General features: G+C 66.5%; 19 protein-coding genes. 11 read left to right on the plus strand and 8 right to left on the minus strand.

Features of this window, described 5'->3' with window-relative positions; genetic code table 11:
* Positions 1-152: 152 nt before the first annotated feature.
* The 4 genes from QX010_RS12820 to QX010_RS12835 all read left to right on the plus strand — a co-directional run bounded on the left by QX010_RS12820 (position 153) and on the right by QX010_RS12835 (position 4,193).
* Entirely contained in the window at positions 153-1,166 is a 1,014-nt protein-coding gene (locus tag QX010_RS12820; protein WP_316179844.1) for an ABC transporter substrate-binding protein, read from the plus strand.
* A 3-nt stretch (positions 1,167-1,169) separates the two neighbouring features.
* On the plus strand, positions 1,170-1,886 hold the full coding sequence (locus QX010_RS12825; RefSeq protein WP_315805593.1) for an NUDIX hydrolase: 717 nt from the start codon (positions 1,170-1,172) through the stop codon (positions 1,884-1,886).
* Complete coding sequence (locus QX010_RS12830; protein ID WP_316179846.1) at positions 1,883-2,803, plus strand: polyphosphate kinase 2 family protein; 921 nt, start codon at positions 1,883-1,885, stop codon at positions 2,801-2,803. Before QX010_RS12825 ends, QX010_RS12830 begins: the two co-directional genes overlap by 4 nt.
* Positions 2,804-3,038: 235 nt before the next feature.
* Positions 3,039-4,193 (plus strand): IS4 family transposase, encoded by a 1,155-nt coding sequence (locus QX010_RS12835; RefSeq protein ID WP_315800429.1) that lies wholly within the window; start codon positions 3,039-3,041, stop codon positions 4,191-4,193.
* A 174-nt stretch (positions 4,194-4,367) separates the two neighbouring features.
* On the opposite strand, the gene QX010_RS12840 is transcribed toward QX010_RS12835, so the two are convergent.
* The gene (locus tag QX010_RS12840) at positions 4,368-7,118 is read right to left on the minus strand and encodes an EAL domain-containing protein (RefSeq protein WP_316179847.1); all 2,751 of its coding nucleotides are present in this window, start codon (positions 7,116-7,118) and stop codon (positions 4,368-4,370) included.
* A gap of 152 nt (positions 7,119-7,270) precedes the next feature.
* Positions 7,271-8,545: a FecR family protein gene (locus tag QX010_RS12845; RefSeq protein ID WP_316179849.1), complete on the minus strand. Its 1,275-nt coding sequence runs from the start codon at positions 8,543-8,545 to the stop codon at positions 7,271-7,273.
* A 127-nt stretch (positions 8,546-8,672) separates the two neighbouring features.
* Between QX010_RS12845 and QX010_RS12850 the strand changes: the two genes are divergently transcribed.
* Positions 8,673-10,469: a ShlB/FhaC/HecB family hemolysin secretion/activation protein gene (locus QX010_RS12850; RefSeq protein ID WP_316179850.1), complete on the plus strand. Its 1,797-nt coding sequence runs from the start codon at positions 8,673-8,675 to the stop codon at positions 10,467-10,469.
* A 137-nt stretch (positions 10,470-10,606) separates the two neighbouring features.
* Here the strand turns inward: QX010_RS12850 and QX010_RS12855 are convergent, their stop codons facing one another.
* Both QX010_RS12855 and QX010_RS12860 read right to left on the minus strand, forming a co-directional pair.
* Entirely contained in the window at positions 10,607-10,789 is a 183-nt protein-coding gene (locus QX010_RS12855) for a hypothetical protein (RefSeq protein ID WP_316179851.1), read from the minus strand.
* A 273-nt stretch (positions 10,790-11,062) separates the two neighbouring features.
* On the minus strand, positions 11,063-12,310 hold the full coding sequence (locus QX010_RS12860) for a multidrug effflux MFS transporter (protein ID WP_316179852.1): 1,248 nt from the start codon (positions 12,308-12,310) through the stop codon (positions 11,063-11,065).
* Positions 12,311-12,515: 205 nt separating this feature from the next.
* Between QX010_RS12860 and QX010_RS12865 the strand changes: the two genes are divergently transcribed.
* The 3 genes from QX010_RS12865 to QX010_RS12875 all read left to right on the plus strand — a co-directional run bounded on the left by QX010_RS12865 (position 12,516) and on the right by QX010_RS12875 (position 13,998).
* On the plus strand, positions 12,516-12,836 hold the full coding sequence (locus tag QX010_RS12865; protein WP_315803782.1) for a hypothetical protein: 321 nt from the start codon (positions 12,516-12,518) through the stop codon (positions 12,834-12,836).
* A 1-nt stretch (position 12,837) separates the two neighbouring features.
* Positions 12,838-13,470, plus strand: coding sequence for a CAP domain-containing protein (locus QX010_RS12870; protein ID WP_316179856.1), 633 nt, complete (start codon positions 12,838-12,840; stop codon positions 13,468-13,470).
* A 168-nt stretch (positions 13,471-13,638) separates the two neighbouring features.
* Positions 13,639-13,998, plus strand: a complete 360-nt coding sequence (locus QX010_RS12875; protein WP_315803780.1) for a hypothetical protein — start codon at positions 13,639-13,641, stop codon at positions 13,996-13,998.
* Between the two features lie 64 nt (positions 13,999-14,062).
* Here QX010_RS12875 and QX010_RS12880 read toward each other — a convergent pair whose 3' ends face one another.
* Positions 14,063-14,788, minus strand: coding sequence for a Crp/Fnr family transcriptional regulator (locus tag QX010_RS12880; RefSeq protein ID WP_315803779.1), 726 nt, complete (start codon positions 14,786-14,788; stop codon positions 14,063-14,065).
* 122 nt (positions 14,789-14,910) lie between these two features.
* Between QX010_RS12880 and QX010_RS12885 the strand changes: the two genes are divergently transcribed.
* Complete coding sequence (locus tag QX010_RS12885; RefSeq protein ID WP_315803778.1) at positions 14,911-15,147, plus strand: hypothetical protein; 237 nt, start codon at positions 14,911-14,913, stop codon at positions 15,145-15,147.
* 6 nt (positions 15,148-15,153) lie between these two features.
* Here the strand turns inward: QX010_RS12885 and QX010_RS12890 are convergent, their stop codons facing one another.
* Positions 15,154-15,741, minus strand: coding sequence for a TetR/AcrR family transcriptional regulator (locus tag QX010_RS12890; protein ID WP_316179858.1), 588 nt, complete (start codon positions 15,739-15,741; stop codon positions 15,154-15,156).
* A 199-nt stretch (positions 15,742-15,940) separates the two neighbouring features.
* Here QX010_RS12890 and QX010_RS12895 point away from each other — a divergent pair, with 199 nt between their 5' ends.
* Positions 15,941-16,231 (plus strand): hypothetical protein, encoded by a 291-nt coding sequence (locus tag QX010_RS12895; RefSeq protein WP_315803776.1) that lies wholly within the window; start codon positions 15,941-15,943, stop codon positions 16,229-16,231.
* 127 nt (positions 16,232-16,358) lie between these two features.
* Entirely contained in the window at positions 16,359-16,925 is a 567-nt protein-coding gene (locus QX010_RS12900; protein ID WP_315803775.1) for an HXXEE domain-containing protein, read from the plus strand.
* A 132-nt stretch (positions 16,926-17,057) separates the two neighbouring features.
* On the opposite strand, the gene QX010_RS12905 is transcribed toward QX010_RS12900, so the two are convergent.
* Complete coding sequence (locus tag QX010_RS12905) at positions 17,058-17,273, minus strand: hypothetical protein (protein WP_316179859.1); 216 nt, start codon at positions 17,271-17,273, stop codon at positions 17,058-17,060.
* Positions 17,274-17,436: 163 nt separating this feature from the next.
* Positions 17,437-18,888 (minus strand): HAMP domain-containing sensor histidine kinase, encoded by a 1,452-nt coding sequence (locus QX010_RS12910; RefSeq protein ID WP_316179860.1) that lies wholly within the window; start codon positions 18,886-18,888, stop codon positions 17,437-17,439.
* Between the last annotated feature and the right edge of the window lie 8 nt (positions 18,889-18,896).

Here is an 18,896-nt window from a genome sequence, read left to right on the forward strand (position 1 = left end):
TCCCACATCCTCCGCCGTCGTCCCGTGTGCCCCAAACCACTCCCTGGGGTTATGGGTCCCGGCGTTCGCCGGGACGACGGCGGTGGGTGGCGCAGCCTTCTAAAGCCACATCAACACGCCTAATCTGACCAACGACAGAACGGAGGAAACACATGAACAAGATGTTGAGCCGGGTCACCGGCGCGCTGCTGGCGCTGACGCTGAGCACCGGTCTCGCCAGCGCGGCCACCAAGGTCACCATCGCAATCGGCGGCGGTGCCTGCCTGTGCTATCTGCCGACCGTGCTGGCCAAGCAGCTCGGCGAATACGAGAAGGCCGGGCTCGACGTCGAGCTGGTCGATCTCAAGGGCGGCTCGGATGCGCTGAAGGCGGTGCTCGGCGGCAGCGCCGATGTCGTCTCCGGCTATTTCGATCACTGCGTCAATCTCGCGGCCAAGAAGCAGGAGATGCAGTCCTTCGTCGTCTACGACCGCTATCCCGGCCTCGTGCTGGTGGTGGCGCCGTCGCACAACAAGGAGATCAGCTCGATCAAGGATCTCGCCGGCAAGAAGGTCGGCGTCAGCGCGCCGGGCTCCTCGACCGACTTCTTCCTGAAATACATGCTGAAGAAGAACGGCCTCGATCCGTCGGGCACCGCCGTGATCGGCGTCGGCCTGGGCGCGACCGCCGTCGCTGCGATGGAGCAGGGCCAGATCGACGCGGCCGTCATGCTCGATCCTTCGGTTACCGTGCTGCAGGGCAAGCATCCTGACCTCAAGATCCTCAGCGATACCCGCACCCAGCACGACACGCTGGAGGTGTTCGGCGGCGAATATCCCGGCGGCGCGCTGTACTCGACGGCGGCCTGGATCGCCGGCCATGACAAGGAGGCGCAGGCGCTGACCAACGCCATCGTGGCGACGCTGAGCTGGATCCATTCGCATACGCCGGAGGAGATCATGGCGAAGATGCCGGAAGAGCTCGTTGGCAAGGACAAGGCGCTGTATCTCGCGGCGCTGAAGAACACCATCCCGATGTACTCCCAGACCGGCAAGATGGATCCGAAGGGCGCCGACGCCGTGCTCGCGGTGTTCTCGACCGGCTCGCCCGACGTCGCCAAGGCCAATGTCGACGTCAGCAAGACCTTCACCAACAAGTTCGTCGAGCAGGCGAAGGGCGCGAAATAGCGGATGACGGACGTCGTCATCCAGCGCGTCACCACGCTCGACCTCAAGGTCGAGCCGTGGGACTGGCCGTTCGCGAACCAGCGCCGCGACGACATCGCGGCGCATTTCGCCGAATGCCGGCGCGCGAGGCCCGGCCTGTGGAACGGCCGTGTGCTGCTCGGGCGCAATCCGCGCATCGCGGATGGACGTTTTTCGGCGAGCTATTTCGAGACCGATTTCGCGAGCCTGCTGGCGTGGCGCGACTGGGGCTTTCCGGATCGCACCGCCTTCAACGGCTTCGGCATGGGCGCGCTGCGGTCCGCGGACGGCGCCTTCGTGCTCGGCGAGATGGGCGCGCATACCGCCAATGCCGGCCGGCTGTACTTTCCCGCCGGCACGCCGGATCTCGACGACGTCAGCGACGGTGTGCTCGATCTCGCCGCCAACGTCGCGCGCGAGGTCGAGGAGGAGACGGGACTCGCGCCATCGGACTATCAGGCTGCGGCGCATTGGGACTGTGTCGTGACCGGCGCGTCGATCGCGCTGATGCGTGTGCTCGACGCCTCTGACATGGGCGAGGCTCTGCAGCGCCGCATCGAGGCCAACCTCGCGGCCCAGGACGAGCCGGAACTCTGCTCGATACGGCTGGTTCGAAGCAGGAATGATCTGACTGCGGCGATGCCGCGCTTCGTGACCGCCTTCCTCGAAACGCAATTCAGCCCCGGAGAGCCGTCCTCATGAGCAAGAAACCGCGCACGCTGGCCGATGAGCTCGATGGTTTCATCTCGCCGTTCCGGATCGATGGCGGACACAAGTTTCATCTCAAGTCGCACAAGACCAAGGTCAAGGGCGGCCTCGCCAAGGAAGAGGGCGAGGCGATCATCGAGCAGAACCGCCAGCGGCTCGCCGACTTCCAGGAGAAGCTCTACGCGCAGGACCGCTGGTCGGTGCTGGTGCTGCTGCAGGGCATGGACGCCTCCGGCAAGGACAGCGCGATCAAGAGCATCTTCGAGGGCGTCAATCCGCAGGGCTGCGAGGTCACCTCGTTCAAGCAGCCGACCTCCAAGGAGCTCGACCACGACTTCATGTGGCGCAGCGCCATCGCGCTCCCCGAGCGCGGCCGCATCGGCATCTTCAACCGCTCCTACTACGAGGAATGCCTGGTCACGCGCGTGCATCCGGAGATCCTGAAAGCGGAGAAGCTGCCGCCGAGGCTCGTCACCAAGAACATCTGGCACGAGCGCTTCGAGGACATCTCCGCGTTCGAGCGCTACCTCACGCGCAACGGCACCGTGATCCTGAAGTTCTTCCTCAACATCTCCAAGGAGGAGCAGCGCGAGCGCTTTCTCGACCGGCTGGAGGAGCCGGCGAAGAACTGGAAGTTCTCGATGGGCGACGTCACCGAGCGCGCGAGGTGGAATCGCTACCAGGCGGTCTATCAGGACATCGTGCGCCACACCTCGACGCCCTATGCGCCGTGGCATGTCGTTCCGGCCGACCACAAATGGTTCGCCCGTGTCGTCATCGGCTCGACCATCGTCTCCGCGCTGGATGGCCTGGACCTGCATTTTCCGCGCGTCGACGCCGGCTCGCGCGAGGAGTTCAAGGCGGTGCGCAAGGCGCTCGAAAGCGAAGGCAAGGGCGGCAAGAAGGGCTGAGCGCGAAGCGCTCATCGCACTCTCTCGTTCGTCCGTGGCACCCGCTCGTCAGCTCGTCATGCCCGGGCTTGACCCGGGCATCCATCCCTTCAACGGAAAGCCGTTCAAGGAGCTGGATGGCCGGGTCAAGCCCACGGCTGTCCGGTTCAGACAGACTGGACATGGTGCATGGCGTGGATTCTTCTGCGGTCTTGAGCATCGCCAAATGTTCGAGACACACCAGGAAGGTCCCGCCATGCCGCATCAGAATACAGTATTCCGAGACATTCTGAAGTTGGTCCCCTGGCATCGCTTCGAGGCGCTTGTGGACGAGCATGGCACGGACGCGCGGATTCGACGGCTTTCCACCAAAGACCAATTTGTGGCGCTGCTGTACGGTCAGCTTTCGGGGGCTTCCAGTCTGCGTGAGATTGTCACCGGGCTGTCGAGCCACACCGCGCGGCTTTATCACCTGGGTGGGGGCCCTGTCCGCCGCTCGACTTTCGCGGACGCCAATATGAATCGGCCTGCGGAGATGTTTGCCGCCCTGTTGGCCATCATGATGAAGCAGGCCCATCGCCGGTTACGCCGCAAGCTTGCCGAGACGACGTATTTGATTGATTCGACCAGCGTACGGCTGACAGAAGCCAGCGCTGGCTGGGCACGGTTCTCTACCGGTGTCTGCGGTGCCAAGGTGCATGTGATCTATGATGCCGACGCCGACCGGCCGATTTATGCGGCAATCAGCGGAGCCAACGTCAACGACAATACTGCAGCGCATCAGATGCCCATCGAGCCGGGAGCAACCTACGTCTTCGATCTCGGCTATTATGAATATGCTTGGTGGGCTCAACTGGACGCCGCCGGTTGTCGAATCGTGACCCGGTTCAAATCCAATACGCCGCTGCGGGTCGTGGAGGAGTTGCCTGTCATCGCGGATGGCAACATCCTCTCCGACCGCATCGGCTTCCTTCCACAACGCCAAGCCTACAGCCGCCGCAATCCAATGCAGACTGCGGTGCGCGAAGTGCGCGTCACCTTGGAAACGGGAAAGATCCTGCGCATCCTGTCGAACGACCTCGATGCCAGCGCTCAAGAGATCGCCGACCTCTATCGTCGCCGCTGGGCCATCGAGTTGTTCTTTCGTTGGGTCAAGCAGACCCTCAAGATCACCAGGTTCCTCGGGACTTCTGAGAACGCCGTTCGTATCCAGATCGCCGTTGCCCTGATCGCCTTCCTCTTGCTTCGCCTCGCGCAAGACCTTCAGAAGGCAATCCAAAGCCCCTTGGTCTTTGCCAGATTGGTCCGCACCAACCTCATGCATCGCCGCCCCATCGATCAATTGCTCACGGGGCCACCCCAACTTGCCAAAAACCCACAACAGTTGAGCCTCGCAATATGCGGAAGCTGAACCGGACAGCCGTGGGTCAAGCCCGGCCATGACGGATCAGTGAGTCAGGCGCTCGCATGGGCCCAACCTTGAACTGGGCGCCCGGACATAACGGTGGATTAGTGCTCGACACGCGAGAGATGCGAGCGTGAACACGCATGGCCCATCCGCTCGCATCAATCCCGCCATCTCACCTCACGCCGCGCCGGCTTGGCGTGTGTCCTCGTGCACCTGCAGGAACCGCTGCGTGAAATCCGCTGCCGGCATCGGCTTGCCGAAGTGATAGCCTTGTCCCTGCTCGCAGCCGAGCCGCAGCAGGAACTCGGCCGTCGCCGCGTTCTCGATGCCCTCGGCGATCACCGACAGGCCGAGCTGCTTGCTCAGGCTGACCGTCGAGCCGACGATGGCCGCGTCGTCGGCCTGGGTCAGCACGTCGCGCACGAAGGAACGGTCGATCTTCAGACCGTCGAGCGGGAATTTCTTCAGGTAGCTCAGGCTTGCATAGCCGGTGCCGAAATCGTCGAACACCAGGCTGACGCCGAGTGCCTGCAGCCGGTTGAACGTCTGCAGCACGCCGGGTTCGTCGTGCAGCAGGATGTCCTCGGTGACTTCGAGCTCGAGCAGGCGCGGCGACAGGCCGGTCGAGGTGAGCAGCTTGCTGACGAAGGCCGCGAGGTCGCCGGACTGGAACTGGGACGGCGAGAGGTTGACGCCGACGCGAATGTCGTGGCCGGCGAGCTGCCAGTCCCGCGCCTGCCGGCAGGCGGTGGCCATGACCCAGGTCGCAACCGCCTCGGAAAGATGCGAGGTGTTGACGACCGGAATGAAATCACCGGGAGGCACGAGGCCGCGGGTCGGGTGACGCCAACGGATCAGCGCCTCGGCGCCGATCACGCGGCCGTCCAACAGCTCCACCTGCGGCTGGTAGAACAGCTCGAATTCGTTCCGCTCGACGGCGAGCGCAAGCTCCGCCTCCAGCGTCAATCTCTGCTCGAGCTCGTGGCGGATGGCGCTCTCGAACAGCACATGGCTGCCCCGCCGGTCCGTCTTGGCGCGACAGAGGGCAAGGTGGGCATTGCTGAGCAGCTCGTCTGCCGAGTGCCCGCCCTCGGGATGCACCGCGACGCCGAGGGTGACCTTGACGCGCTGCTGGCGCGTGCCCGCGTCCAGCGGCGCCTCGAACAAATGCGACAGATGATCGGCGAGCTCGGCCACGGTGCCGCCGATGGCGGAGCAGGGAATGGCGACGGCGAACTCGTCGCCGCTGAGCCGGGCGACGCGGCCCATGCTGCCGATCTCGGTGCGGAGCCGCTCGGCCGCCGCGCGCAAGACGCTGTCGCCAAAGGCGTGGCCGAGCATGTCGTTGATGCGCTGGAAGGCATCGAGCCCGATCACCAGCAGCGCCACGCGGTCGGACGCGGCATCCGCGGTCGCGATCATGGCGGCGAGCTCGCTCTGCAGCGTGTTGCGGTTGATCAGCACGGTCAGCGTGTCGTGCTCGGCGAGGTAGCGGATGCGCTCGGCCTCGCGCTTGCGCGCCGAGATGTCGCGCAGGATCACGCCATATTGCAGGCCGTCGGCACCCTGCCAGGCGGAGAAGCTCGCCTCGACCGGAAACACCTCGCCGTCCTTGCGCCGGCCGTCGAACTCGATGGTGGATCCGCCGGGCATCAACGTCGCCGGCAGCGCCGCCTCCTGCTGCGGAAACAGGTCATGGGTGTCGCTGCCGTCGGCGCGCAGACGCGCGAAGGGCTGGCCGATGATCTCGCCGGCACCGTAGCCGAAGATCGCGACCGCGCCCGGATTCCACACCGTGATGCGCCGGTCGCGGTCGGTACAGACCAGCCCGTCGCCGATCGACATCGCGATCCGCTCGAAACGGCTCTCGGCGACGTGCCGCAGCAGGCCGCGGAAGTCGATCTCGTCGAGGGCCGTGGCCGCGAGATAGGCGACCAGCGCGATCTGCAGCATCGAGGTGTCGAGCACCAGGGCGTAGCGGTCGTGCAGCAGCAGCGCCACGGCCTCGATCAGGACGCTGATCATGGCGATCAGCAGCGCGCGCCGCGCCGCCGAGAGGTGCCGCCAGCTCGCCAGCATGATGATGACGATCAGCAGCAGGCCGCCCAGGGTGGCCGCCGTCGACGTCGAGAGCAGGGTGCGGTGCTGAATGATCGATTCGGCCGCCAGCGCCTGCAGCATGACGCCGGGCAGGACGCGGCCGTTCGGCACGCTGTAATAGTCGCCGAGCTCGATCGCGGTGGCGCCGACGATCACCCGCTTGTCCTTGATCCGGGCCAGCGCCGCCGCGTCGCCACGGAGGACGTCGACATACGACACCCGCGGCAGCGACGACAGATCGATGCCGTAGTCGACCAGGAAGGAGCTGTCCTTGACCGCATCGCTGCCGGCGAGGAACGCGCCCATGGATTGCAGGAAGGTTTTGCCCCCGCCGGTCTCGCAATATTCGCCGAAAGCATAGCTTCTGACGCGGCCATCGCGCGCCACCTCGATATTCACGAAGGCCGACCATGCGAGCTGCTCGAATTGCGGCAGCGGCCGGTTGAGGTGAACGGCGGTGTCCTTCCCGGCCGCATCGAGCTGCCTGAAGGCCGGCAACACGACCGAGCTCTTGGCATTCTGCAGCGCGGTCAGGAACGCCTGATCGCCGGCCGCGTCGGACGGTGTGCTGAAATCCACGTCGAAGGCGACGTCGCGGACGCCGGCGCGCTGCAACTGCTCGAGCAGGCGCGCATGCTGGGTCCGTGGCCACGGCCAGACGCCGATGGCTTCGATCGAGCGCGGGTCGATCGCGACCACCGCGATCTCGCCGCTGGCGGGGCGGTTGTCGAGGCGAAAGCGCAGATCGACGAGGGCGTTGCTCAACAGCTCGTGGCCGCCCGACAGGCCGACCGTCAGCAGCGCAACGACGACCAGAATATGCGGCATGAACCGCCTGAACGTCCCGTCTCTCGAATGACTGCGTGCCACGTCGATCCCAATCTCATCCCGCTCCGCGCACAGAGCCATCAGGATCCCTGCTGGCCTGCGCTCCCCCCATGAGCACGCATGACGTCGGCGTGACGCTCGATGGCGGATCCTCAGTTCTTGTTGTGACCGTAAGCGTAGGCATTGCCGTTGCCATGGTTGCCGCTATTGCCGTGACCGCTGTTTCCGCTGTTGCCGCTGTTGCCGTTGCCGCTGTTGCCGCTGTTGCCGTTGCCGCTGTTGCCGTTGCCGCCGTTGCCGTTGTTGCCCTGGCCGTTGTTGCCGTTGCCACTTCCGCCATTGTTGCCGCCGCGGCTGCCATCGTTGCCGTTGCCATTGCCGGCGTCGCCATTGCCGGCCGCATTGGCGCTGGCGGATCCGCTCGGCGAACCGATCGCCGCGGTGACGGCGGCCGCGATTGAGGAATCTCCCGACGAGCCGTTCGCGGTCGCCGAGTTGCTCGTCGAATTGCCGCTGTTGCCGCGCGCATCATTCCAGGCGGTGTTTCGTCCTCCACCGGCGGCCGGCGCGTGGGCGCCATGGGCAAGGCCGCGCGTCGCCTTCTGGATGTTCAAATTGACCTCGCCGATCGATGACGAGATCCGCACCACGCCGGGCTTCGCGCTGCCGAAGCCGGCCGCAGAATGCTGCTGAGCGGCGACCGTCGTGCCCGGACGCGCGGGCGGGCCGCTGGCGTTCAGCGCGTGGATCACGCTGCCCTTGGCCTCGCGCGGCGCCTGCAGGCCGTCGCGCGGCACCGGAACACGATCGATGGCGGAGGCGCGCGGGCGGCCCTGCTCGATCGGGCTGAAGGTGCCGGCGCCGGACAGGCTGAGGCCGGAGCGGCCGGTCGCAAAGGCGGTGGCGGCCTGGCCCGGCATCACCTGGGCGATCTGGCCGGTCTTGAAATCCGACACCTGCACCTGGCCGCGGCTGACCTCGACCTTGGTGCTGCGGCCGGAGATCGTGACGCTGAACTGCGTGCCCTTGACGACGGCGGCGAGATAGGGCGTCTCGACCTCGAAATGCTGGACGTTGCGCTTCTCGACGTCGAGCAGGATCGAGCCGGCGCGCTGCAGGATGGTCGTCGCCATGCCGTCCCTGGGCGCGGCGGGCAGGCCGACCTCGGAGTTCGGCGCGATCACGATGGTCTCGGCGCCGCGGGTCAGGCGGACGCGGCCGGTCGGCCCGGTCCGGATCGTATCGCCTGGCTTCAGCGGGTCCTCGCGACCGAGCGACACCTGCGCTGCGCCCTGGGTGGTGACCCAGACCTCACCGGACGATTTGCTCACCAGCCACGGCTCACCGTCGGCCGCGAACGCGGCCGGCATTGCACCGAAAAGGCACGCGGCGATCAGTCCCGGGATCAGGAAGCGCTTGGACGACATGGCAAGAACTCGCATCGTTGGCAGCTTTTGAAACTAATCGAAATGTTTCAAGAGACCCTTAGGAGTTGCAGCCGTGTTTCCCTCACGCATTTACGCTTCGTTGACCTTAACAAACTAGAAACGAGGGATGCGCGCTGGTTGTGTCGACGGAACTGGGAGGACTGCGGGTTGGCGCGACGGCGCGGCCGGACTGCCCGGCTCGCGACGGCTGCATGGAGCCGTGATCGCCGCCGGCATTTCCCTGTCCGCATCGCTGTTTGCAGCGACGGCCCACGCGCAGCAGGTCAGCCAGCCGGGCTTCGATCCGCGGCAGACCGAGCGCTATTTCGACGAGCAGCAGTCGCGGTCGACGCAGCCGCCGCCGCGGCCGCGTGCGCCGCAATTCGCGCCCCAGGGCGGCGGCGATCGCAAGCCCCTGTTCACCATGCGCGGCGTCACGCTGACGGGGGCGTCCGCGCTGCCCGCCGAGCAGCTCGCCGCGAGCTATCAGCCCTATCTCGGCAAGCCGGTGTCGCAGGCCGACCTCGCGGCGATCACGACCGCGATCAGCGATCAGTACCGCGCCGCCGGCTATCATCTCAGCCGTGCGATCATACCGCCGCAGGACATCCGCGATGGCCGGGTGCGGATCCAGATCCTCGAAGGCAGCATCACCGAGGTGACCTTGAAGGGCGCCGGCGCGGAAGAGTTCGGCATCCGGCCGATGCTCGCCCCCGTGCTGGCCGAGCAGCCGTCACGGCTGGAGACGCTGGAGCGGCAGTTGCTGCTGATCAACGGCCGCGGCGGCGTCCGTCTGGTCGATTCCGCGCTGGAGGAGATCGGCGGCACCACCGGCCGGTTCCGCCTGGTGATCGAGCTGCAGACCTGGCACGTCTACGGCTTCGCCGGCGTCGACAATCTCGGCTCGTCGACCGTCGGTCCCTGGCAGAACTACGCCACGGCCGCCTTCAACTCCTATCTGCTGCCGGGCGACACGCTCACCGCCAACCTGTCGACGACGCCGGGAGATCCGCGCCAGCTCGCCTTCGGACGGCTGTCCTATGAGGTGCCGGTCGGCACCGACGGCGCCTATGTCGGCGCCTCCGCGCTGTACAGCGAGGTGCGGCCGGGCGACCGGAGACGGCTGTTCAACGACAACACGGTGACCGAGACGCTCGAGCTGCGTGGCGGCCTCGTGCCGATCCAGTCGCAGCGCGCCTCGCTGAAGCTCAATCTCGCGGCGGCCTTCAGCGACGTGACCGAGCGCGACCTGTTCGGCATCTGGTATCGCGATCGCGTGCGGACGCTGACCTTCACCGCCGACTACCGCTGGAAGGATGATCTCGGCGGCGACAGCTACCTGACGGCGGCGTACCGGCAGGGCCTGAACGCGTTCGGGGCGACGCCGCTCGACGATCCCCTTGCGTCGCGCGCGGGCGCCTCGCCGAGCTTCTCGGTCTTCAGCGGCTGGTTCGCGCGCTATCAGAAATTGTCCGAGGCGTGGTCGCTGAAGCTCGCGGCCGCCGGCCAGCTCGCTTCGGGTCCGCTGTACAATTCGCAGCAGTTCTATCTCGGCGGCCTCGCCTATGGCCGCGGCTATGGCAGCGCCGAGATCAGCGGCGACAACGGCGTCGCCGGCACGTTCGAGGTCCGCTTCGAGCAGAAGCCGAACTGGCAATATCTCACGAGCTACCAGCTCTACAGCTTCTTCGATGCCGGGCTCGCCTGGAACGACGGCTTCCGGCCGTCCGACGGCGTGGCGCTGACCTCGGCGGGAGCCGGGATCCGCTTCACCTTCCCGAACGACTGGCGCGCCGATCTCGGCGTCGCCGCGCCGCTCAGCTATCGCGCCCCGGACAACACGACGCGCAGCGCGCGTCTGCTGCTGACGCTGTCGAGCGTGCTCAAGCTGTGCCCGCAGCGCGGGCAGGGACCCTGCATCTGAGAATTGGCGGGATCGGTGCGGCAGCGGGTGTCTGCTTCTCCCATTGGGCGAGGACGGATTGCATCAGACGCAATCGATGATGCGTTCATCGTGACTAGCCGCCTCCGGGGTACCGCGCCGTTGGGGTTTGTGAGGTCTCAGATGAGGCCGAAGGTGATCGCGATCAGGAAGAACACGATCAGCCCGACGCTGACCAGCTTGAAGATGTAAGCGGCCTCAACATCGCGCCCAAACCACTCAAAGTCTGGCCCCCATAGGACGGTTGCGACGAACCCCAGAACGAGGGTCGTGATCAGCAGGATCACGTAGACGGTGTCCATTGATTGAGCCTTCACTCGCGGACACCGAATGTCCCATCAGCATTCTGGTGATGTCCCGGAGGTCTTCACGCACAGTATCGGCATGCCAAGTTACCAACCTTGGCAGAAGAAGTTGTGTGTAGCAAATGCAACGCAGTCTGCCCGTGCGACCGATCAAAATCTCCGTGCCGAAGGACGCGGCCCATCAACCGGAGCTACGCACCGACCTCTCCCGATGGAGCGAGGCGAAATGAGAGCGTGGCTGACCGCTCGGATCAGCCAAGTGCTTCAGATCTAGACCGGCTTGCCGTGGCCGTGGAACAGCCGGCCCTTCTCGGTGATCAGGACGATGACCAGCGCGCTCGACGTGCAGGCCAGGAAGCCCGCGGCGAACGGCAGCGGGGTGCCGTCGAAGGCCTGGCCGACGACGGCGCCGGCGGCCATGCCGAGCAGGGTCGTGATCGAGCCGTAGAGCGAGGACGCGGTGCCGGCATTGGCGCGCTGCGGCTCCATCGCCAGCGCGGTGAAGTTCGCGAACATCAGGCCGAACGTGAACATCATGCCCGCCGACAGCAGCATGAACAGCCACAGCGGCAGCATGCCGAGAACCGCCGCGCTGAAACAGGCCAGCGCGATGACGACGCTGCCGACCAGCGCGCCATGCGAGATCATGCGCATGCCGAGCCGCCCGACGAGGCGGGCATTGAGGAAGCCGGCGACCGCGATGGTCACCGCGATCGCCGCGAAGGCGAGCGGGAAGTAGCGGCCGAGATGATAGACGCCGGTGAACAATTGCTGCGAGGACAGCACATAGCCGAGCACGGCGCCGAAGATGCCGCTCGCGGCGAGCGCATAGCCGAGCGTCTGGCGGTTGGTGAGGGTGTTGCGGAAGGCCGCGATGATCTCCTTGACCGAGAACGGCTTGCGCTCGCTCTCGGGCAGCGTCTCGGGCAGCCGCATCGCGGTCCACAGCAAGGTGACGATGCCGTACAAGGTCAGCACCACGAAGATGCCGCGCCACTGCGTCAGCAGCATCACAGCCTGGCCGAACGACGGTGCGATCACGGGAATGGCGATGAACACCATCATCGCCAGCGAGACCACGCTCGCCATGCGGCGGCCGGCATAGCAGTCGCGCACGATCGAGGTCGCGATCACGCGCGTCGCCGCGGTGCCGAGGCCTTCCAGCGCGCGCGCCAGCAGCAGCATCTCGAAGGACGGGGCGGCGATCGCGAGCAGGCTGGCGACCGCATACAGCACCATGCCGCCGATCAGCACCGGGCGCCGGCCGAAGCTGTCGGACAGCGGGCCGATCACGAACTGGCCGAGGCCGAAGCCGATGACGAAGGCCGACAGCACCGTCTGCAGCCGGTTGGCGATGTCGATATGGAACGAGGCGCCGATGTTCGGCAGCGCCGGCAGCATCATGTCCATCGCCAGCGGATTGAGCGCCATGATCGCCGCGACCACGATGACGAATTCGGTGAAGCCCATCGGCCGGTGGCGGACGATCTCGATGGTGTCGGCACTGGTATCAGCCAAGGCGCGGGCCTTCCAAGGTGTTGGGAATGCGGGAGAGAGTACCGATAGATATCGGGTTTGCTGCGTCGCACAAGGCGTGTTTCGGAATGGCTGCTCACCGGCGCCGGCGTTGGCGTGATTGTGACTGCCCGTGAGCCGCTGAAAATTGCGCCGGCGGCGCCGCGATGGTAACGGCCGTGTGATCGACGTCCGGATCCAAGCCCGCATGAAGACCTACAAGATCGTCGTCCATGTCCCGGAAGCGGCGGGTGACGCCGTGCGCCACGCGATGGGCGAGGCCGGCGCCGGCCGCATCGGCAACTATGATCATTGTTCGTTTACCTCGAAGGGCACCGGCCGGTTTCGCCCGCTCGCCGGCGCCAACCCGGCGATCGGCGCGGTCGGCCGGCTCGAGACGGTCGAGGAGGAGCGCATCGAGGCCGTGTGCGCCGGGGACAGGCTGAGGTCCGTGATCCAGGCGATCCGCAGTGCGCATCCCTATGAGGAGCCGACGATCGACGTCTATGCGCTCGAGAGGGTGGACTAGCATGCCGATGCTTCATCTCATGCTGCGCGGCTTCCGCACTCTCCTGATCGCGGCGCTGTTCGCCACGACCGCAGCGTCCGCGGCGCGGGCCGGCGACGCCGCGCCGGCCGACCAGATCTCGGCGTTCCGGCTCGCCCATGGCGAAGGCCGCGTGACGCGCGACGCGACGCTCGACCGCATCGCGATGGAGCAGGCGCGCGCGATGGCCGATAAGGACGATCTCAGCCACGAGGTGCTCGCTCCCTTCACCCGCCGCGTCGCGCCGTCGAAGGCCGGCCGCGCCGCCGAGAACATCGCCTACGGCTATGACAATTTCGACAAGACGCTGGGGCAGTGGATCAACTCGGCGGGGCACCGCAAGAACCTGCTGCTGCCGAAGGCGACCAAGGTCGGCATCGCCAGCGCAAGGAATGCCAGCGGCAAGCGCACCTATTGGGCGATGGTGATCGCGGGCGACTACGACGCCGAGAAGCCGAAGGGCGCTCCGAAGAGCAAGGGCAAGGCCGTGGTCGCGCAGACGGCGACACGATCCGGGAAGGGCGACGCCAGGCCGGTGACGCGCTGGGGCGCCAAGCCGGCGTCCTCCGCCAAGGACTGCCACCTCAGCATCAAGGTCATCGGTCTCTGCATCTGAGCGCAGGGCCTGCGGCCGCTGCTGAACGCGACGCCCGCCGCGCGATCACGTCGTTGTGCGAGGGAGGCTTGTTGCCGAGGCGAGTTTCATCGGATATGCAAGCAATGGTTGTCTTTTGGACAGCCAGTATCGTGAAGATTTTTCATCTCATTTTGAACGGAGACCATCATGGCAGTCATTGAGCAGACCTCGGCCACCACCAGCACTAATCCGCAGACCGTCTCGGCGACCTACCAATGGTCGCTCACGTCCTACGAGGAGCAGGGCAATCTGTGGCTCAAGTGGAGCACGAACGCGCCGTTCCGCGCGCAGCAGGGGCAGATCTCCGTCTACAGCGGCAGCAGCTTCCCTTCCGATCCTCAGAAGGACCGCAAGGCCTGGTCGTGGGACAACGAGCACGGCGGCGGCTCGGGATGGGACACGGGCTTGCGCTACGGCTCCGACTGGCATTGCGCCTGGATCGCCGAGAAGAGCCCGAACGGGCCCTACGCCTACGCGGTCAAGCTGATCACCAAGGTCGCCGCCTGACCTGAGGCGGCGCGAGAGGTGGGCTCGACGAGCCCACGTACTTCGCCGCGCTGAGACCTGTGCCTCAGCGCGGCTGCTTCTTCAGGTGCAGATAGCCGGGATCGAACTCGCCGATCGCGCATAGCCGCGTCCAGTCGTGCACCGTCAGCATGCCGCTGCGGAAATCGACCGCGCGGCTGGCGCGCAGCTCGAGCAGCGTGCGGTTGACCGTCGCGATCGCCATGCCCAGCGCCTCGCCGAGCTGCACCAGGCTGACCGGCAACTGCAACTGATCGTCCCGGACGTGTCCGAGCGCGCGGGCGCGATAGAACAGCTCGCAGAACATGTGCGCCATGCGCGCCGGCTTGCTCCGCGCGCTGTTGTTGGTGATGGCCTCGCGGAAGATCGACGCATCGATCAGCGTCTCGCGCCAGATCGCAAAGCCGAGCGTCGGCCGCCGGCTGATCGCGCGGGTCAGCTCCTTGTGCGCAATGCTCGCCACCACCGCCGGCCCGATCGCGCAGACGGCGTGATCCATGCGGTCGAGGAAGATCGCCTGGGCGTCGGGCCAGTCGCCCGGCATGTGAAAGGAGAGATACTGCCGCTGGCCGCCGGACAGCAGGTGATAGCGCGCCACCCATCCGGAGATCACGACGACGGAACGGTCCGGCTCGTCGCCCTGGCGGATGAGGTCCTCCTGATCGGCAAGCTCGCGCAAAGCGAAGCTGAAATGCCGGATCTCGGCGATGTCCTCGCCGGTCAGCTTCGAATGCTCCCTGAGCTTCTCGGTGACGATCCGGTCCGCATCCATGAAAATCGTACCGTCCGGGCGCTGTTTTGTATCAAATGAGACGACGGAGCCGGCGATGCCGACTAAGGTGGCTTTCAGCAGATGCGGTCGAAGTTGCCGGTCGCCGCATCGGGAGAACAGCCGTGCCCCACATCGCGTTCCTCTCCCGGCTCCGCCAATTGTTCGGTGGCACGGGGCCGCATATCGAAACCATCGCAGCTGCCCTCGCCGACGGCCGCATCAAGCAGCCGGCGCATCCGATGTCGGATCAGGAGCTGTCGCGCGCGATCCGCGAGTTCCAGAGCCGGCCGGCCTCGGAGGAGGCCTTGAGGAAGCTCGCGGAGCGGCTGGCGGCCGCGAAGCCCGACCGCCCCTCGTGACGGCTCTCATGACGATCTGGCGGGATCCGGCTCCAGCAGGAACAGCATCAGCCGCACCAGTTCGTCCTCGAGCTCGCGCGTGCCGACGAGGCGATGCTCGCGCATGAGGGCAGCCCGGATCGGGCCCAGCGCAGCGCGGACCAGGATGAAGCGGCGCGCGGCCGGCATCGCCTCGCTCCGCAAACCCACCGTCTGGATCAGCCGTTCGGTCATGCGGTCCACCATCTCGTGCAGCGCCTTCTGCAGCTCCGCGTCATTGCCCAGCAGGCCGAGCAGATAGCGCCGCACACGGTGACGGCCGGCGAACGGGGCGAAGCCCTGGCGCACCGCTGCGCGCACGATCGCCTCGCGTCCAAGCCCGCGATGCGCCTCCAGCGCCTCCCCGAACTCCGCCTCCTGGCGAGCGAACTCGCGCAGCACCAGCGCATGCAACAGTGAGGTCTTGTCCCTGAAATAGCTGTAGAGCGTGCCGATCGAGAAGCCCGCGCGCTCGGCGATGGCGTTCGTGCTCAGGCCCTTGCCGCCGCCGCTCTGCAGAAGTTGAGCGGTTGCCTCGAAGATCACGTCGAGGGTCTGCCGCGTGCGCTTCTGCACCGGGGTTTTTCGAAGTATTTCAGGAGCTTGCTGCACGGTCTGAACCTCGGCGGGCGGACGGGCGAAATCGAGTAGGCGTTGCTGCCGGCTCGGGTTAGATCAGAGCCCGCATGCAGGCGGCCGGACAATGAGTGGATGTGCTCCGGACCGGGCCTGCTTGCGCCGGGCTGAACCTCATTTGAACGAAGGACTGATTGCCATGCTGCGCGTCGCATTCCCGTTTGTCACATTCATCGCCGTCTCCCAATGTCTTCTGTCGCAGGCCGCGCTGGCCGGCAACCGCGCCGCCGCCGACAGCTGTGCCGCCAAGCTGTCGCCGGTGGCGAAGCAGATCTACGACGCGTCTGCGCCGGCCATCGGCCCGGACAGCGTCGTCAAGGACGTCATCGTCGAGCGTGTCAGGCCGCTGGTGATGGCCGGAAGGTTCGATCGCGACACTGCCCGCGCCAACGCCACGCCGGCCGGCGAATGCCTGGTGCTGCTGAAGTAGGTCGCGCCGCGCCCCGCAAGGTTTGGAGGCTGCGATGGGACATCAGGCCGCAGCCTCCCGGAGCAGGCGGCGTCGCTCCGGGGCAACCCGGCTTGGCAAGTTCGGCCGACTCGCGCATCACTAGGTGATGCTGGAGCTTCTCACCCGTCACTGGGTTGCCGGCGCCGTGTTCATGGCCGCGGCGCTGCTGGCGCTGGTGCCGCTGCTGGCGGCGGACTGGCCGCTCGCGCTGCTGCTGATCTTCCTGCATTCGCCGGGCTACATGATCCACCAGGTCGAGGAGCACACCGGCGACCGCTTCCGCAGCTTCGTCAACACCGTGATGTTCGGCGGCCGCGAGGCGCTGACCACCGGCGACGTGCTTTGGGTCAATTGCGGCGCGGTCTGGGGCATCGACCTGATTGCGCTCTACGTCGCCTGGATCGCCGGCCCGGCCTGGGCGCTGGTCGCGCCCTATCTGATGCTCGTCAACGCGCTCGGCCATATCGGCCCGGCGCTGCGTTTTCGCGGCTACAATCCTGGCCTCGTCACCGGCATCGTCCTGTTCATTCCGCTCGGCCTCGTCACCGTGCTGACGATCCCGGCCACAGCGGCGCAGCATGCCCTTGGCTTCGGCCTGTCGCTGCTGCTGCATATCATCATCGCCGCCAACGCGATCCGTCGCGCCCGCGGCGCCGGTCTGGCCAAGGCCTAGAGCGCCGAGCGCATCTGACATGTAGGGTGGGCAAAGGCGCGCCGTGATGCCACCGCGCGCGCCACAGCGCGGATTGATCCGCGACATCACGGCGCACCTTTGCCCACCCTACGACGCCACGTTACGACGTTCTCAGCCGCGGCCCTTGTTGTCGTTGTGGTCCTGATACTGCTCGGTCTCGACGCAGCGGCCGTCCTGGCCGCACTCGCGCGAGCTCTCGGTCTTGTCGCGGTTCGACAGCACCATGTTCTCGCCGACCGGCTCCTCCTGCAGGTCGGTCATCGCGCCCGAGCCGTCGCCCTTGGCCTTGATGCGCGGCGGCCGCAAGACGCATGAGCAGCTGCGCATGCTGGAGCGCAGGCCGTGCGGGGCACAGGGAGGTTCTCATCTGCTCGTGCGATCGCTCGTTCGTGACGGCGGCAGAGCGGTGCGACGGTTCCTTGCCTGATCGCCGCGATGCATCGCGCGGGGACAGTTCCGCGGCGAGCCTCGATGCGCTTGATCATCGGGATTATTGCGCTGCTGCGAGCTCCAGCTCGGCCGGCTTGCCCGGCCCGATCAGCGGAATGTCCAGCGTGATGCGCGTGCCCTGCTGCGGCCGGCTGTCGAGCTCGATGCGGCCGCCGAGCGTGGATGCCACGAGGTTGAAGGCGATGTGCAGGCCGAGGCCGGCATTGCCCTTCTCGCGGCGCGTGGTGAAGAACGGGTCGAACACCCGGCCGCGCACCTGGTCGCGCATGCCGACGCCCTGATCGGCGCAGACGATGCGCACCGACTCATCGCTGGGCTGTGCGACCTCCACGGTGAAGACGCCGCTGCTGTCGCCAGGATAGGCATGCGTCGCCGCATTGAAGGCGAGGATGCTGATGACCTGCCCGAGTGCGCCGGGATAGCTGGTGAGCACGATGCCCTCCGGGCAGGACAGCACGACCGTCAGTCCCTGGCGCACCAGCAGCGGGCGGAGCTTGGCGACGTGATCGGTCATCCAGCTTTGCAACTCGAAGGTCTGCAGCGCCTCGTTGGCCTGGTCGACGGCGACCTGCTTGAAGCTGTGGACCATCTCGGAGGCACGATGCAGGCTCTGCGTCGTCAGGTGCAGACCCTGCTGCAGCCGCGCGACGCCCCGCGCCAGATCCGAGCGCCGCACCGGGCCGCCGCCAAGCATGCGCGTGATCGCCTGGACGTCGCCTTCCATCGCCGTCGACGTGGTCAGCGCCAGCCCAAGCGGCGTGCTGACCTCATGGCCGACGCCGGCGACGAGCTGGCCAAGCGAGGCCAGCTTCTCTGCCTGCACGAGATGGGCCTGCGTGGCATGCAGATCGCGCAGCGAGGTCTCGGAGCGCTCCTTCTCCCGCTGCAGTGCCTCGGCAGTGCGGAACTGCTTGCGCGCCTGGTACTCCCGCGCCCCGACCGCATAGAGCGAGAGCAGGCAGGCATTGCCGACCAGCGAATGATCGATGAAGCGCAGGCCCGGCGGCAGCGGCTCCGTCGCGAGACTCTCGGCGACCGCCAGCGCGCTCCAGCTCGTCGCGCAGAAGATCGCGTAGGAGCCGGTACGCAGCGGCAGCATGGTGGACACGAACAGGATGACGATGATCATGCCGGCCGCGGAGTAGGTGAAGCCCGACGGCAGCACCCAGTAGATCGTCGGCAGCACGCAGCCGGGGATCACGCAATAGACCAGATGGATCGGCTCCGCCCATCGGCGCGCCGGCGTCGACAGCAGCGCCGTCATCGGCAGCAGCACCAGCATTGCGGTGCCGCCGCGGATCGCGAGCGTCGTTGGCACGATCTCGGGATAGAGCACGAAGTCCCACAAGGTGTAGCCGGCAAAGGTGAGCGCACCGAGCAGCATCGCGATCTGCGTCCAGGCGGTATTGCCATGAACAAATTGATCAACGAAGCGCCGCTCCTCGACGGCATCCTCGAAACGCAGCCCCAGCCGCTCCAGCAATCCCAACATTATGCCAC

Source organism: Bradyrhizobium sp. SZCCHNRI1009, assembly GCF_032487575.1.
Classification (GTDB): Bacteria; Pseudomonadota; Alphaproteobacteria; order Rhizobiales; family Xanthobacteraceae; genus Bradyrhizobium.